At 68.3% G+C, this 13,309-nt stretch carries 15 protein-coding genes; 10 read left to right on the top strand and 5 right to left on the bottom strand.

The window, feature by feature from the left end; genetic code table 11:
* The first annotated feature begins 2 nt into the window (after positions 1-2).
* The 4 genes from LCM32_RS19135 (at position 3) to LCM32_RS19120 (ending at position 3,761) form a co-directional block, all read left to right on the top strand.
* Positions 3-1,268 (top strand): aconitase X catalytic domain-containing protein, encoded by a 1,266-nt coding sequence (locus LCM32_RS19135; RefSeq protein WP_224822690.1) that lies wholly within the window; start codon positions 3-5, stop codon positions 1,266-1,268.
* Positions 1,261-1,671, top strand: coding sequence for an aconitase X swivel domain-containing protein (locus tag LCM32_RS19130; protein ID WP_224822689.1), 411 nt, complete (start codon positions 1,261-1,263; stop codon positions 1,669-1,671). Before LCM32_RS19135 ends, LCM32_RS19130 begins: the two co-directional genes overlap by 8 nt.
* Before the next feature lie 69 nt (positions 1,672-1,740).
* On the top strand, positions 1,741-3,000 hold the full coding sequence (locus LCM32_RS19125; protein WP_224822688.1) for an NAD(P)/FAD-dependent oxidoreductase: 1,260 nt from the start codon (positions 1,741-1,743) through the stop codon (positions 2,998-3,000).
* On the top strand, positions 3,000-3,761 hold the full coding sequence (locus tag LCM32_RS19120) for an aspartate/glutamate racemase family protein (protein ID WP_224822799.1): 762 nt from the start codon (positions 3,000-3,002) through the stop codon (positions 3,759-3,761). Before LCM32_RS19125 ends, LCM32_RS19120 begins: the two co-directional genes overlap by 1 nt.
* A gap of 4 nt (positions 3,762-3,765) precedes the next feature.
* Here the strand turns inward: LCM32_RS19120 and LCM32_RS19115 are convergent, their stop codons facing one another.
* On the bottom strand, positions 3,766-4,638 hold the full coding sequence (locus LCM32_RS19115; RefSeq protein WP_224822687.1) for a VOC family protein: 873 nt from the start codon (positions 4,636-4,638) through the stop codon (positions 3,766-3,768).
* 177 nt (positions 4,639-4,815) lie between these two features.
* Between LCM32_RS19115 and LCM32_RS19110 the strand changes: the two genes are divergently transcribed.
* The 6 genes from LCM32_RS19110 (at position 4,816) to LCM32_RS19085 (ending at position 10,369) form a co-directional block, all read left to right on the top strand.
* Positions 4,816-5,799 carry a tripartite tricarboxylate transporter substrate binding protein gene (locus LCM32_RS19110; RefSeq protein WP_224822686.1) on the top strand — a complete coding sequence of 328 codons (984 nt, stop codon included), beginning with the start codon at positions 4,816-4,818 and terminating at the stop codon, positions 5,797-5,799.
* Positions 5,800-5,961: 162 nt separating this feature from the next.
* Positions 5,962-6,423 carry a tripartite tricarboxylate transporter TctB family protein gene (locus LCM32_RS19105; protein WP_224822798.1) on the top strand — a complete coding sequence of 154 codons (462 nt, stop codon included), beginning with the start codon at positions 5,962-5,964 and terminating at the stop codon, positions 6,421-6,423.
* Positions 6,423-7,910 carry a tripartite tricarboxylate transporter permease gene (locus LCM32_RS19100; RefSeq protein WP_224822685.1) on the top strand — a complete coding sequence of 496 codons (1,488 nt, stop codon included), beginning with the start codon at positions 6,423-6,425 and terminating at the stop codon, positions 7,908-7,910. Before LCM32_RS19105 ends, LCM32_RS19100 begins: the two co-directional genes overlap by 1 nt.
* 235 nt (positions 7,911-8,145) lie before the next feature.
* Entirely contained in the window at positions 8,146-8,850 is a 705-nt protein-coding gene (locus LCM32_RS19095; RefSeq protein WP_224822684.1) for an ABC transporter permease, read from the top strand.
* Complete coding sequence (locus tag LCM32_RS19090) at positions 8,847-9,560, top strand: ATP-binding cassette domain-containing protein (protein WP_224822683.1); 714 nt, start codon at positions 8,847-8,849, stop codon at positions 9,558-9,560. The genes LCM32_RS19095 and LCM32_RS19090 overlap by 4 nt, the downstream gene beginning before the upstream one ends.
* Positions 9,561-9,562: 2 nt before the next feature.
* Entirely contained in the window at positions 9,563-10,369 is an 807-nt protein-coding gene (locus tag LCM32_RS19085; protein ID WP_224822797.1) for a substrate-binding domain-containing protein, read from the top strand.
* A gap of 447 nt (positions 10,370-10,816) precedes the next feature.
* On the opposite strand, the gene LCM32_RS19080 is transcribed toward LCM32_RS19085, so the two are convergent.
* Genes LCM32_RS19080 through LCM32_RS19065 form a run of 4 tightly spaced genes read right to left on the bottom strand, consistent with a single transcriptional unit; the run spans position 10,817 to position 13,300 of the window.
* Complete coding sequence (locus LCM32_RS19080; RefSeq protein WP_224822682.1) at positions 10,817-11,326, bottom strand: DUF6505 family protein; 510 nt, start codon at positions 11,324-11,326, stop codon at positions 10,817-10,819.
* On the bottom strand, positions 11,323-12,036 hold the full coding sequence (locus LCM32_RS19075; protein ID WP_224822681.1) for a biotin/lipoate--protein ligase family protein: 714 nt from the start codon (positions 12,034-12,036) through the stop codon (positions 11,323-11,325). Before LCM32_RS19075 ends, LCM32_RS19080 begins: the two co-directional genes overlap by 4 nt.
* The gene (locus LCM32_RS19070; RefSeq protein ID WP_224822680.1) at positions 12,033-13,112 is read right to left on the bottom strand and encodes an Mrp/NBP35 family ATP-binding protein; all 1,080 of its coding nucleotides are present in this window, start codon (positions 13,110-13,112) and stop codon (positions 12,033-12,035) included. Before LCM32_RS19070 ends, LCM32_RS19075 begins: the two co-directional genes overlap by 4 nt.
* Positions 13,109-13,300 (bottom strand): DUF6494 family protein, encoded by a 192-nt coding sequence (locus LCM32_RS19065; RefSeq protein ID WP_224822679.1) that lies wholly within the window; start codon positions 13,298-13,300, stop codon positions 13,109-13,111. The genes LCM32_RS19070 and LCM32_RS19065 overlap by 4 nt, the downstream gene beginning before the upstream one ends.
* Positions 13,301-13,309: the final 9 nt, after the last annotated feature.

The following is a 13,309-nucleotide window of genomic DNA, read 5'->3' as shown; positions in this document are numbered from 1 at the left end:
CCATGGAGCTGTCGGACCGCGATCTTGCCCTGCTCGACGGTGCCGAAGGCGATGCCGCGCGGCAGGCGATGGAGGCGCTGGTCCAGCTGGGTGAGGCCTATGACGCCCCCGACATGGTCGAGATCGGCTATGCCCATGTCCACGCGGGCATGGCACTCTACAAGGGCGACGTCGAGCTGATCGAGGCGACGGCGGCGCAGGGCGCGAAGATGGTCGTGCCCGTCTCCACCAATATCGCCAATGCCGACATGGGCGACTGGCAGGGCACCGGCGCGCCCGAGGCGCTCGGCCTGCTGCAGAAACGGGCCGAGGCCGCGCATCGTGCCATGGGCAGCGCCACCTCCTTCACCTGCACGCCCTATTGGGCCGGACACTGGCCGACGTGGAACATGCATATCGCCTCGATCGAAAGCGGCGTGACGGTCTTTGCGAATTCCGTCCTCGGCGCGCGGTCGAACCGCGACGGCTTCTTTGCCGTCTATGCCGGGATGACCGGGCGCTACCCGCGCTTCGGCCTGCATCTGGATCGCAACCGCCAGCCCACCCACCGGGTGACGGTCACCGCTTGCCCGCAGGGCACGGCGGAGTTCACCGCGCTTGGCTATGCCATCGGGGCAGCGGTGGGCAGCGGCGTGCCGCTGATCCGGGGCCTTGTCCCGCGGCCCACGCTGGATGACCTCGACGCGATGGGGGTGGGTATGGCGACCTCCGGCGGGGTGGCGATGTTCATTGTCCCCGGCGTGACGCCGCCCTTTGGCGCGGAGGCCGATGCCCTCGGACTGCCCGAGGTCGAGATCCGCGAGGCCGATATCGCGCAGGTCTTCGACGGGTTCTGCACCGGGGCAGAGGCGGGCTTTGACCTCGTGCACCTCGGCTGTCCCCATGCCTCCTTCGAGGAGATGAAGCATTACGCGGCCCTGCTCACCGGCAAGCGGGTGGCGGAGGGTGTCGAGCTCTGGGTCACCACCAGCCGCGCGGTGCGCCAGATGGCGCGGGACGCGGGGCTGCTGGCGCCGATGCTGGCGGCGGGGGCGCGGGTGGTGACGGACACCTGCCCGATTTCGTGCCATTTCGCCTGCACCTGTTCGCCCGATCCGGCGCTGAAGGTGACGCCGCCCAAGCTGCGGACGATCCTCGTCGACAGTGCGAAACAGGCCCACTACGTGCGCGACATGATCCAGTGCCCGACGCTCTTCACCACCAGCGAGCTGGCGGTGGAGTCCGCCGTGACGGGGCGGTTCCTGCCCCGGAGGCGGCGCAATGGGTGAGGCCAGCTGGCAGGCGCGCGGCGTGGTGAAAGGGCAGGCCGCGGGCGCGGCGCTCGTCTCGCAGACGGCGCTCTCCTTCCTCGGTGATCTCGACATCCGCTCGGGCCGGGTGGTGGGCCGTTCCAGCGACCTGCTGGGCGAAAGCGTGGCGGGAAGGGTGCTGGTGCTGCCCGCGAGCCGGGGCTCTGCCGGGGCGTGGCGGTTCCTCTACCAGCTGAAGGTCCACGGCACCCATCCGGCGGCGCTGATCCTGCGCGAGATGCCGGACCCCTCCGTGACGCAGGGCGCCTTCCTCGCGGAGGTGCCGGTGCTCGTCGCGCCGGAGCCCGCCTTCTGGGAGGCGCTGCGCAGCGGAGAGGCGTTGCAGGTCGATGGCACCACGGGACGCATCACCCGGGGATGAGAGAGATTGTCGGCCGCCCGCGCGGGGGCCAGAACTAGGGCACGGCGTGGTGCCGGCGGGAGACGACAGATGAAGGCAGACGTGACGGTGATCGGGGCCGGGGTGATCGGCGCCCAGACGGCGGTGCAGCTGGCAGAGCGCGGGCTGAAGGTCGTGCTGGTCGATCCGGGCCCGCCGGGTGGTGAACAGGCGGCGACCTATGGCAACGCGGCCTGGCTCTCGTCACATTCGGTGACGCCGCCCGCCTCGCCGGGGGTCTGGAAACAGGTGCCGAAATGGCTGCGCGATCCGCTGGGGCCGCTGAGCCTGCGGCCCGCCTACCTGCCCAAGGTGCTGCCGTGGCTGCTGCGCTACCTCGCCGCCGGATCGTCGGAGGCCAAGCTGCGCCAGATCGCGGTTGAGCTGCGCACGTTGCTGAAGGACGCGCCGCAGCTGCATGCAGAGATGGCCGCGCGGGCGGGGGTGCCGGAGCTGATCAACGCGACCAGCGGGCTGATGCATGTCTATCGCGACCGGGCGGGCTACGAGGCCGATGGCCTGGGCTGGCGTATCCGGCGCGACCTGGGCATCACCTGCGAGGAGATCGAGGCGGAGGAACTGGCACGGCGCCAGCCCGACCTTGCGAAGGAGTATGGTTTTGCCGTCAACGTGCCCGAGGCCGGGCAGTGCCTGAACCCCGGGGCCTATTGCGCGGCACTGGTGGCCTATGCCGGGACCATGGGTGCGCGCCAGATCGCCGCCCGCGCCACGGGCCTGCGGGTCGAGGGTAGCAAGCTGGTGGCGGTCGAAACCTCGCAGGGGGATATCTCCTGCGGCTCTGCCGTGATCGCCATGGGCGCACGGTCTGCGACCCTTGCGGCCAAGGCCGGTGACCGCGTCCCGCTGGAGAGCGAGCGGGGCTATCACGTGACCGTTGAGGGCGGGGCGAACCTGCCGGGGCCCACGACCTCCGTCATGGTGGGCGATCGCAAGGTGGTGGTGACGCGGCTTTCCACCGGCATCCGCTGCGCCGGTCAGGTCGAGATCGCCAGCCCCGATGCCAGCCCCGACTGGCGCCGGGCCGAGATCATGCGCACCCACCTCGGTGCGGTCTTCCCCGGGCTCGACACCAGCGACGCCAAGGTCTGGCTGGGCCTGCGTCCCAGCACCCCCGATGGCAAGCCGGTCATCGCCAAGGCCAGCGGCGCGGAGGGCGTGGTGCATTGCTTCGGCCACGGGCACGTGGGCCTCGTCTCCTCCGCGCGCAGCGGGCGGCTGGCGGCGCAACTCGTCACCGGCGAGACGCCGGAGATTGACCTCACCCCATTCGCGGCCGCACGGTTCTCGTGATGCGCGATCCTGTCCGCCCCTACGGCGCCCCCGGCGAAACCGTCGCGCAGGGTGGCAAGGCGCTTTACGGCGCCCCCCTCGGGATCCTGATGCTGGAGGCCCGCTTTGCCCGGGTCTACGGCGAGATGGGCCATGCCGGTACATGGCCCTTCCCGGTGGTCTACCGGATCGTGCGCGGCGCCAGCCCGGACCGGGTGGTCTGTGACGGGGCGCGGGGCCTGCTCGAGGATTTCATCGGTGCCGCGCGGGATCTCGTGGACCTTGGGGCTGAGGCGATCACCACCAACTGCGGCTTCCTGTCGATCTACCAGCGGGAGTTGGCGGCGGCGGTGGGCGTGCCGGTGGCGACCTCCTCGATGATGCAGGTGCCCTGGGTGCAGGCCACCCTGCCGCCGGGCAAGCGGCCCGGGATCGTCACCATCAACGCCGCCGGTCTGACGCCTGCGCATCTGGAAGGGATCGGCGTGCCGCTCGATACCCCCGTCACAGGGACCGAGGGCGGGGTGGAATTCTTCCGCACCATCATCAAGGCCGAGAAGGACGACCTCGACCTCGCGCTTGCCTGCGCCGACGTGGTCGCGGCGGCGGAGCGGCTGGTGGCCCGGAACCCCGACGTGGGCGCCATCGTGCTGGAATGCACCAACATGTCGCCCTATTCCGCCGCGGTGCGGGCCGCGACCGGCCTGCCGGTCTACGACATCTATTCCATGGTCACGTGGTTCCATGCCGGTCTGCGCCCGCGCAGCTTTGCGGGCGGCTGAGGGCTCAGGCGCGATCGAAGAGCCAGACACCGGGGCCGAGGGCCGCACCGAACGGCAGCACGAGGCTGTTGCCCACCTGCCGCGCCCGGGGCCTGTCCGCAAGCACGGCAGGATCGGCCAGCGTGACCCGCAGCCCGACGAAGCAGGAGCGACCGGGCTCGACCGCTTCCCCGACAAGGGCGGTGGCCTCCGCCTCCGGCAGGATCTCCAGCGCGCCCCGGTCGAGGGCGATGCACAGCCCGGCGCCGTGGGGCAGGGCGGGACGGTCGAGGAAGCGGGCGAACCGTGCCGCGGTCTCCACGGGATCGGGGGCGGAGAGGACGATGGCCGCAAGCGCCTGCGCGCCGTTGGCGTGGGTCGTGTAGCGGGGCTGCCAGAGGGCAGGCTCGTTGTGATGGGTCAGGATCTGGATGCGGCCTTCGGGCATCACCCCGGCAGCGAGGCGGGCGACGGTGAAAGCGGCGGTTTCCTGCCCCGTTTCGGTCGCCACCTCGCGCGAGAAATGCACCAAGGGGCGCATGTCGAGGCCCGCAGCTTCCAGCTCCGCATGACGCGCGGCGGCATCTGTCACGCCGAAGGCGGCAAGGTGCAGGCCTGCGCGCCGGTCCAGCGCTGCCATGAACTCGCGCCCGATGGCGGTGTCGGCGGTGTGCACGAGAATCTCCAGATAGCCCTCGGGCAACATGACGCAGATATTGCCGGTGCCGGTCAGGCGCTCCTCGCCGGTCTCCGGATCCGGCTGGACCTGCGCCGAGAGCGGCGTGACCGTGAACCCCAGCCCCTCCAGCGCGGCCCGCGCAGCATCGGCATCGGCCACGAAATGCCCCGAGTGATCGAGCGAGACCTCTCCGGCTGCGGGCAGATTGGCTGTTTTCATGGGCCGTCTCCTGACTTTCTGGCGGCTGCCACAATGCGCCGTGGGAAAAACCGTTGCAATGCACTCTTGTCTGTATATTGTGTTGTATACAAATAGCGACCTGCTGAAGCAGGCGCGCCACGACCGGCGGATCCGAAACACCGGAGCCCGCGCAACCACAACAGAGAGGTCCCTCACATGACTTTCGCCAAAGGTCTCTTCACGACCCTGACCGGCGCAGCGCTGCTTGCCGCATCGACCCTGACCGCGGCCGCGCAGGATTTCCCCACCAAGGATATCACCCACATCATGCCCTGGAGCGCGGGCGGCGGCACCGACACCGTGATGCGCACCTTCCTGCAATATGCAGAGAAGCCGCTCGGCGTGGGTATCCGCACCCAGAACGTCACCGGCGCGCAATCGGGCGTCGGCACCATGCGCCTGATGAAGTCGCGTCCCGATGGCTACACCATCGGCTCGCTGACCTGGGACAGCATGATCACCGTGCCCTACAAGAACCTCGTGCCGGGCTATGACACCTCGACGCTGAGCTACCTTGCCAACGTCACGCTCTATCCCACCGTGCTGGCAGTGAACGCCGACACCGGCTGGGAAACGCTGGACGATTTCATCGCCGCCGCCAAGGCTGAGCCGGGCGAAGTCACCGTGTCGGATTCCGGCATCGGCGGCATCTGGCACCTGCACGCGCTCGACATGGCCGAGCAACTGGGGGTCGAGCTGAACCACGTGCCCTTCCCGAACGGCTCTGCCGAACAGCGCGAGGCGCTGATCTCGGGCGAGAACGACGCGGCGAGCCTGAGCTACGCCACCGTCTCCTCCGCCGCCGAGGCCGGTCAGGTGAAGGTGCTGGCGGTCATGGGCTCGGAACGTGATCCCAGCCTGCCCGACGTGCCGACTTTCAAGGAACTGGGCTATGACGTGATCTGGGGCGGTATGCGCGTGCTGGCCGTTCCCGCCGACACCCCGGACGAGGTCAAGGTCAAGCTGACCGAAGGCTTCAAGGCCGCCTTCGACGATCCCGAGTTCCAGCAGAAGGCCGCCGACACCGGCATGAACGCCTACTGGATGGACGGCCCCGAGACCGAGGCCTACGTCGAACGCACCCAGACCCGCGCGCTTGCCCTGCTGGACAAGCTGAAGGCGGCGGGCGTGCTGGAGTGATCCGCGCCTGACGCTGCCCAAAGACCCGCGACCCGGCCGTGCCCTGCGGCCGGGTCGCCCGCGGACCGGGTGCCGCGCACCCGCCGGGCCGTGCCGCGATGGCGCAGGCTGACCGGCGACCTCCCGCCCGATCACTTTCCGGGAAAGGCTCCTCCCTTGACGATGACACGACAGGCGCTCTTCGCGCTCCTGATCCTCGCCCTCGACGCGGCCTACCTCCAGCAGGCGCTGCTGCTGCCGCTGCCCTTCTCCAGTGGCGAGCCGGGGCCCTCCCTGATGCCGCTGATCCTCGTACTGACGCTGGGGGTCGGGGCCCTTGGGGTGCTGGTGCAGGAATTGCGCGGCACCGCTGACCATGAAGAGGACGAGGACGCCAACTTCTCGCTGCGCACCGTGGCGCTGATCGCGCTGACCTGCGGCTTCGTCTGGGCCTTCGAGCCGCTTGGATACTGGATCGCGACGCTGCTCTATGCCTTCGGCGTGGCCTGGCTCTTCGAGCAGGAGCGTCTGGGGCCGGTGAAGGCGCTGCTGACCTCGGCGCTGATCGCGGCCGGCATCGCGGCTGCGGGCTGGCTCTTCTTCGTCACCCTCTTCGAACTCTTCCTGCCCGAGGGCCAATTCTGATGTTCGCCGAACTCATGGGGGGCTTTGCCGCCCTCGCCAACCCCGAGACCTTCCTCTACCTCGTCGGCGGCTTCCTGATGGGCCTCGTCTTCGGGGCGATTCCCGGGCTGACGGCCACGCTGGCGATTGCGCTGCTGCTGCCCTTCACCTTCGCGATGGAGCTGACCAACGCGCTCGTCATGGTGATGGCAATCTTCATGTCGGGGATCTACGCGGGCTCCGTCACCGGGATCACGGTGAACATCCCCGGCGCGGCCTCCGGCGCGATCACGACGATGGAGGGCTATGCCCTGATGAAACGCGGCCACGGGGCCAAGGCGCTCAGCCTCGATGCGCTCGCCTCCTCCATCGGCGGTGTGCTTGGCGCCGCGGTGCTGATGTTCGTGGCGGTGCCGATGAGCGAATTCGCCCTGATGTTCCGCACCCCGGACAAGTTCGCCCTCGTCTTCATGGCGGTGGTGACGGTGGTCATCGTGGCCAAGGGCTCGATCTGGAAAAGCCTCGTCACAGTCTCGCTGGGGCTGATGATCTCCACCGTGGGCTTCGACAACATGGTGGCGCAGGGGCGCTTCGACTTCGGCAGCTACAACCTGATCGAGGGCGTGCAGCTGCTGCCCGCGGTGATCGGCCTCTTCGCGATCTGCGAGCTGCTGCTGCAGGGCGGCTCCAAGCCGCGCACGGTCGAGGACACGCCCGCCTTCAAGGTGCGTCACAAGGACTTCTGGCCGAACTGGAAGGAAGTGCGCGAGATCGGCTTCTGGACCTATGTCAAAAGTTCGGTCATCGGCGTGCTGATCGGGATGCTGCCCGGTGGCGGTGCCTCCATGGCCTCCTTCGTGGCCTATGCCGAGGCCAAGCGCGTCAGCAAGAAGCCCGAGGAATACGGCAACGGCTCCCACGAGGGGCTCGCGGCGGCGGAATCGGCCAACAACGCCATGTGCGGCGGGGCCGTGGTGCCGCTGCTGACGCTGGGCATCCCCGGCGACAGCGTGACGGCGATCATCTTCGGCGTGCTGCTGATCCACGGCCTCGTGCCCGGCCCGGGCCTGCTGACCAACGAGATGGCCACGATCGCGCCGATGTTCGCGGCGCTCATGGTGGCGGCGGTCTTCGTCTTCCTCTCGGTCCTCGTCTTCGGCCCCTACTACATCTGGCTGGCGCGGATGAACCGGGGCGTGCTCTATGCCTTCATCGCGATGATCGCCATGGTCGGCACCTATGCCTCGACCTACTCGGTCTTCCAGATGTGGATGGCGCTTGCCATCGGGATCTTCGCGTGGTCGCTCAGGCTGATGTCCTACCCGCTGGTGCCGATGCTGATGGGGATCATCCTCGGCCCCTACTTGGAGCTCTACATGCGCCGGGCGCTGATCACCTCGAATGGCGACGTGATGACCTTCTTCTCCAGCCCGATCAGCCTCGGCCTCTATGCCATGACCGCGCTCTTCATCTACTTCCTGCGGTTCAAGGCGCCCAAGGCCGCCTGATCCCCCCCCCACCACTCACACACAGACGGCCCGTCGCCCCGCGCGGCGGGCCGTTGCGCGTGAAGTGGACATTTTGACTACATCAGGGGGGCGCATCAGTTAGATCTGGTCAGACTGTCCCGTTTGACGTTTTCCCCGTCACGGGGGCTGGCAGCATGACGGGCTTCCTGACAGTGTCCGCGGACGTGGAAATGACCCCGCCCCAGCGGGCGGGACGAGGGAGGAACATCGGCCCATGGTCGATCTCTGGAGCGGTTTGTCACAGGCCTTCTGGCTGATGGTGACGTTTGACCCCGAGCTGGTCGAAATCGCCCTGCGCTCCCTCCGCGTCACGCTTTCCGCGCTCGTCGTCGCCTCGCTCATCGCCTTCCCGCTGGCCGCCATGCTGGCGGTGCGTCGCTTCCGCTGGCGCCGGACGATCATCGCCCTGCTGAACGCGTTGATGGGGCTGCCGCCGGTGGTCGTGGGCCTGATCGTCTATGTTCTCCTGTCGCGCTCCGGGCCGCTTGGCGTGCTGGGGCTGCTTTTTACCCCCACGGCCATGATCATCGCCCAGACGATCATCATCGTGCCGCTCATCGCCTCCATCGCGCATCAGTCGCTGCGGGAGTTGTGGGCTGAGTATCATGACCTGCTGATCTCGATGAACGTGACCGAGCGGCAGAAGATCCACACGTTGATCTGGGACAGCCGCCGCGCCCTGCTGACTGCCGCCCTCGCGGGCTTTGGCCGCGCCATCGGCGAGGTGGGGGCGATCATGATCGTCGGTGGCAACATCGACCACGCCACCCGGGTGCTGACCACGGCCATCGCGCTGGAGACCGGCAAGGGCGAATTCGCCCTCGCGCTTGCGCTTGGCTTCGTGCTGATCGGCCTCGCGGTGGCGGTGAACCTCGGCATCCACTGGCTGGGCCGCACGGAACGGGGGGGCCGCTGGTGAGCAAACTGCTGCCTCTCACCGTGACCGAGGCCGTCAGCCGCAAGCGCGGTCAGACCCTTGTCGGCCCTGTGTCTCTCCGCCTTGAAGGGCAGGGGATCACCGTGGTGATCGGCCCCAACGGGTCCGGCAAGACCAGCTTCCTGTCGCTGCTGCACGGGATCGCGCGGCTCTCCTCCGGCACGATCCAATGGGCCTGCCCGATCGAGGAGGCCCGCCACGCGCAGGCCTTCGTCTTCCAGCGCCCTGTCATGCTGCGCCGGAGCGTTCTCGACAACGCCGCCTATCCGCTGCGCATCCGGGGCGTCGCAAGGGCCGAGGCCCGGGCGCGCGCCGCGGACTGGGCCGATCAGGTCGGGCTAGGGGCGCTGCTGGACCGGCCTGCCACCGTGCTCTCGGGTGGTGAACAGCAGAAGCTGGCGCTGATCCGCGCACTGATCATCGAGCCTGATGTGCTGTTTCTGGACGAACCCTGCGCCTCTCTCGACGGGCGCGCCATGCGCGAGATCGAGGAGATCCTGCTGGCCGCGCGCGACCGCGGTACGCGGCTGGTGATGTCCACACATGATATGGGCCAGGCGCGTCGCCTGGCCGATGAGGTGCTGTTCCTGTTCCGGGGCCGCATCCATGACAGCGGCCCTGCCGGGGCCTTTTTCGACGGACCTGCGACCCCACAGGCCCGCGCATTTTTACGAGGAGACATAGTCGAATGATGATGAAAAAGCTGATGCTGGGCGCCGCCCTGGCCGTCATGGCCACCGCCGCGCAAGCCACCGACGTGATGAAGATGGCCGTCACCACGTCGTTCAACAACTCGGGTCTGGCAGACGTTCTGCTGCCCGAGATCAAGAAGGACCTCGACCTCGAGGTGCAACTGCTGGTCGTGGGCACCGGTCAGGCGATCAAGCTGGGCGAACAGGGCGACGTGGATGCGATCCTCGTGCACTCGCGTCCCGCCGAGGAGAAGTACCTCGCGGGCGGCTTCGGCACCCACCGGACCGAGATCATGTACAATGATTTCGTCTTCATCGGCCCCAAGGAGGATCCCGCGGGCATCAAGGATGACGCGAGCGCGGTCGAGGCCCTGAAGGACATCGCCGGCGCCGAGGCGGCCTTTGTCAGCCGCGGCGACGACAGCGGCACCCACAAGAAGGAGCTGAGCCTCTGGAAGGCCGCCGACCTCGACGTCGCGGGCTTCGGCAGATGGTACAGCGCCGTCGGTGCCGGCATGGGCGCCGCGCTCAACACCGCGGCGGGCATGAACGCCTATATCCTCGCCGACCGCGCCAGCTGGCTGAACTTCGGCAACAAGGCCGACCTCGCGCTGCTCTATGCGGGCGATCCGGTGCTCTTCAACCAATACGCCTACCTGCCCGTGAACCCCGAGCTGCACCCCCATGTCCAGACCGCGCTGGTGGACAAGCTGGAGAAGTGGCTGGTGTCGGACCGCGCGAAAGAGCTTATCAACGGCTACACGATCAACGGCGAGACGCTCTTCGTCTTCAACGCGAACGCCGAGTGATCCGGCGGCCTGCCGTGGCAGGATGAAAAGAGACGGCCGCGCGAAAGATCGCGCGGCCGTTTTCGTGTCTGTGGGGCGGTGTAGAGGCTGTTTTCGGTCATCCGCTGCACAATTGCTCTCGAAGTTGCTCTTCCGGTGATAAATCGCCCACCTGTTTGTCGCCTGCCTCGGGCATAGTGAAACACGAAGGGCAGCGACGTCCCGCGGGGTGGCGCATAAGCACCGCCCCATGGGGGCGGGACGGCGCTGCCCGGCCCGAGGCCGGGCGGGCGTTCTCTGGAGAGGGTTTGCTCTGGGGATCGCCGTGAGCGGTGCCAAGGCAGTAAGCGCTGACCCACGGTCTCGCGCCCTAGATTTGATGTCTGCTTAGCGCTCTCGAACCCCGCTGTCCTAGAGGCGGCCGCGCATTCGCTCAGGGCTTGCGGCGGAGGCTTCCCTTCCAGCCCCTCAGTGCCCATGCCCCTCATGCGGATCATCCAGCGAGCCGTGTACCGCGAAGAGGTCCAGCTCCGCCTCCTGCGGTTCGATCACCCGGAAGCTCTCGCGTACACCGGCCTCGGTCAGCTCCCGCGCGACGGTCAGCAGCGTGTTCGCTGGATGCCCGGCGCAGAGCTCGGCCATCTGGGCCAGTTCCTCGGCGGCGACCGGGCGGGCGGCCTCGGCCGAGGGTGCGCCGTAGTAGGTCACGAAATGCGCGGCCAGCATGTCGGTCAGCCGCTCCATCTCGCCCGGTTCGATCTGCGTCACCGCGACGAAAGTCACCCGCCCGAAGGTCTCAAGCCCCAGCCAGCCGTTCGAGAACGCCTGCCGGGCCTTGCCGGTCAGGTCGCCCTCGGTCCAGTCCGAAAACTCGAACCCGCCTGACAGGCACCATTCGCCGGTCCGGGCCGGGCTGGCGAAGACGCGCATGTCGCTTTCGTCGAAATGGATCGCGCGGGCCAGTTGCAGGGCGCTCATGGGGCTTTCTCCAGCAGGGTCGTCAGGGGGATCTGATGCGTCGTGCCCTCGGCGTCGCGCAGCAGCATGCCAAAGTCCTCGTCCACGCCCAGAAACGTCCCTGAGACGCCGTTTCGGGTCACATCCTCGCCCATGTCCTGCGCCAGCCCGCGCCATTCGGCGGCAAGCGCGCGGGGGCCGTCCTGCTCCCAGCGGTTCAGCTGGTGCAGCGTGTGCCGGGCCCAGGCCTCGACAAGCGGCAGGGGATACACTTCCGAACAGCCCTCGGCATAGAGCGTCGTCTGGTCCGGGCGCTCGCCCGCCGGGCGGTCATCCTCGGGCCAGAGCGGCAGGGAGAAGCCCACCACCAGCCAGTCAGGGGCCGCCTGCGGCACGGTGCGGGACGCCATGCAGCGGAAGCTGCCGCAGCGCGCGCCGTTCAGGAAGATCGTCCCGTCCCAGCCAAGGTGCACAGCGACCTCGGGCGGGGCGAGCGCGCCAAGCGCGTTCTGGAACCCGACCCCGCAGAGCGGCAGCATGGTCATGGCCCGCATCAGCGGCACCTCGGGCGCGAAGACGAGCGCCGCCTCGACCCGGTTCCGCTCTGCCGCATAGGCGACGAGGCCCGCGTCGCAGCCCATCATCGCCTTCATGCAGGCGTGGTTGAACGCGTCCGAGGGCACCTCCTCGCCGTACATCAGCGGGGGGAAGCTGAGGGCCTCCGTGCTCATGCGGCGCCCTTGGCGACGAGGGCGCTGGCGATCTGGTGGAAGGCCTGCGCCTGCGGGCTGTCGGGCTGGCTGACGGCAATCGGCGCACCGCCATCCGCGGCCAGCCGGATCTGCAGGTCGAGCGGCACCTCCGCCAGCAGCGGCACGTTCAGCTTGGCCGCCTCTGCCGCGACACCGCCGTGGCCGAAGACATGCTCCTCGTGGCCGCAGTTGGAACAGATGTGCGTGCTCATGTTCTCGACCATGCCGACGATCGGTACGTGCAATTGCTGGAACATGTCGATCCCCTTGCGGGCGTCCAGCAGGGCCACGTCCTGCGGGGTCGAGACGATCACCGCGCCGTCGACCTTGAACTTCTGGCTCAGCGTCATCTGCACGTCGCCGGTGCCCGGCGGCAGGTCGACGATCAGCACGTCGAGGGCGCCCCATTGCACCTGGTTCATCATCTGCTGCAGCGCGCCCATCAGCATGGGCCCGCGCCAGACGACGGCCTGATCCTCGTTGGTCATCAGCCCGATGGACATCATGGTGACGCCATGGTTGCGCATCGGCAGGATGGTCTTGCCATCGGGGCTGGCCGGCCTGCCCGAGACACCCAGCATCCTAGGCTGGCTGGGGCCATAGACATCGGCGTCGAGCAGGCCCACGCGCCGTCCCTGCTGGGCGAGCGCGACGGCAAGGTTGGCCGAGACGGTCGATTTGCCCACGCCGCCCTTGCCGCTGGCAATGGCGAGGATCCGGTCGATGCCGGGCACCTTCTGCGGGCCCTTCGCCTCTGCCGGGCGCTGCGGCTTGAGGTCCGGCGGCGGGGCCTTCTCGCTGTGGCCGGTCAGCACGATGGAGACCTTGGACACGCCCGGAAGCGCACCCAGCAGGGCCTCGGCCTGTGCCTTCACCTGGGTGTAGGCCTCGGCGTGGCGGGGGGCGATCTCCATGACGAAACGGATCGTGCCGTCGCCGCCGACGTTCAGCGCGCGCACCACGCCCGAGGCCATGATGTCACCGCCCTGAACAGGGTCTGCAATGCCTTTCAGAGCCGCGGTCACGGCGTCTCGCGTCAGGGTCGTAGAGGTCATTCCTGCCCCTTGATCTCGCCGGTGACCTCATGGGTCAGGCCAAGCTCGGGGATGGTGATCACGGCCTTGACCGGGAAGCTCTTGCCGCTGGTCTCGGCCCCGCGCATGGCCTCCTCGATCGCCTGCTGCGAGGTCACGCCGACCTGTTTCAGGAACTTGCGCATCGACATGTTGAAATCGTCGCTCATGGGTCTCTC

The organism is Pseudooceanicola nanhaiensis, assembly GCF_020171315.1.
GTDB lineage: Bacteria > Pseudomonadota > Alphaproteobacteria > Rhodobacterales > Rhodobacteraceae > Pseudooceanicola > Pseudooceanicola nanhaiensis_A.
This window is presented reverse-complemented; position numbering and strand designations above follow the sequence as displayed.

Coding starts and splice junctions, on each gene's coding strand:
- LCM32_RS19135 (WP_224822690.1), top strand. CDS start 3: ATGGAGCTGTCGGACCGCGATCTTGCCCTGCTCGACGGTGCCGAAGGC.
- LCM32_RS19130 (WP_224822689.1), top strand. CDS start 1,261: ATGGGTGAGGCCAGCTGGCAGGCGCGCGGCGTGGTGAAAGGGCAGGCC.
- LCM32_RS19125 (WP_224822688.1), top strand. CDS start 1,741: ATGAAGGCAGACGTGACGGTGATCGGGGCCGGGGTGATCGGCGCCCAG.
- LCM32_RS19120 (WP_224822799.1), top strand. CDS start 3,000: ATGCGCGATCCTGTCCGCCCCTACGGCGCCCCCGGCGAAACCGTCGCG.
- LCM32_RS19115 (WP_224822687.1), bottom strand. CDS start 4,638: ATGAAAACAGCCAATCTGCCCGCAGCCGGAGAGGTCTCGCTCGATCAC.
- LCM32_RS19110 (WP_224822686.1), top strand. CDS start 4,816: ATGACTTTCGCCAAAGGTCTCTTCACGACCCTGACCGGCGCAGCGCTG.
- LCM32_RS19105 (WP_224822798.1), top strand. CDS start 5,962: ATGACACGACAGGCGCTCTTCGCGCTCCTGATCCTCGCCCTCGACGCG.
- LCM32_RS19100 (WP_224822685.1), top strand. CDS start 6,423: ATGTTCGCCGAACTCATGGGGGGCTTTGCCGCCCTCGCCAACCCCGAG.
- LCM32_RS19095 (WP_224822684.1), top strand. CDS start 8,146: ATGGTCGATCTCTGGAGCGGTTTGTCACAGGCCTTCTGGCTGATGGTG.
- LCM32_RS19085 (WP_224822797.1), top strand. CDS start 9,563: ATGAAAAAGCTGATGCTGGGCGCCGCCCTGGCCGTCATGGCCACCGCC.
- LCM32_RS19080 (WP_224822682.1), bottom strand. CDS start 11,326: ATGAGCGCCCTGCAACTGGCCCGCGCGATCCATTTCGACGAAAGCGAC.
- LCM32_RS19075 (WP_224822681.1), bottom strand. CDS start 12,036: ATGAGCACGGAGGCCCTCAGCTTCCCCCCGCTGATGTACGGCGAGGAG.
- LCM32_RS19070 (WP_224822680.1), bottom strand. CDS start 13,112: ATGACCTCTACGACCCTGACGCGAGACGCCGTGACCGCGGCTCTGAAA.
- LCM32_RS19065 (WP_224822679.1), bottom strand. CDS start 13,300: ATGAGCGACGATTTCAACATGTCGATGCGCAAGTTCCTGAAACAGGTC.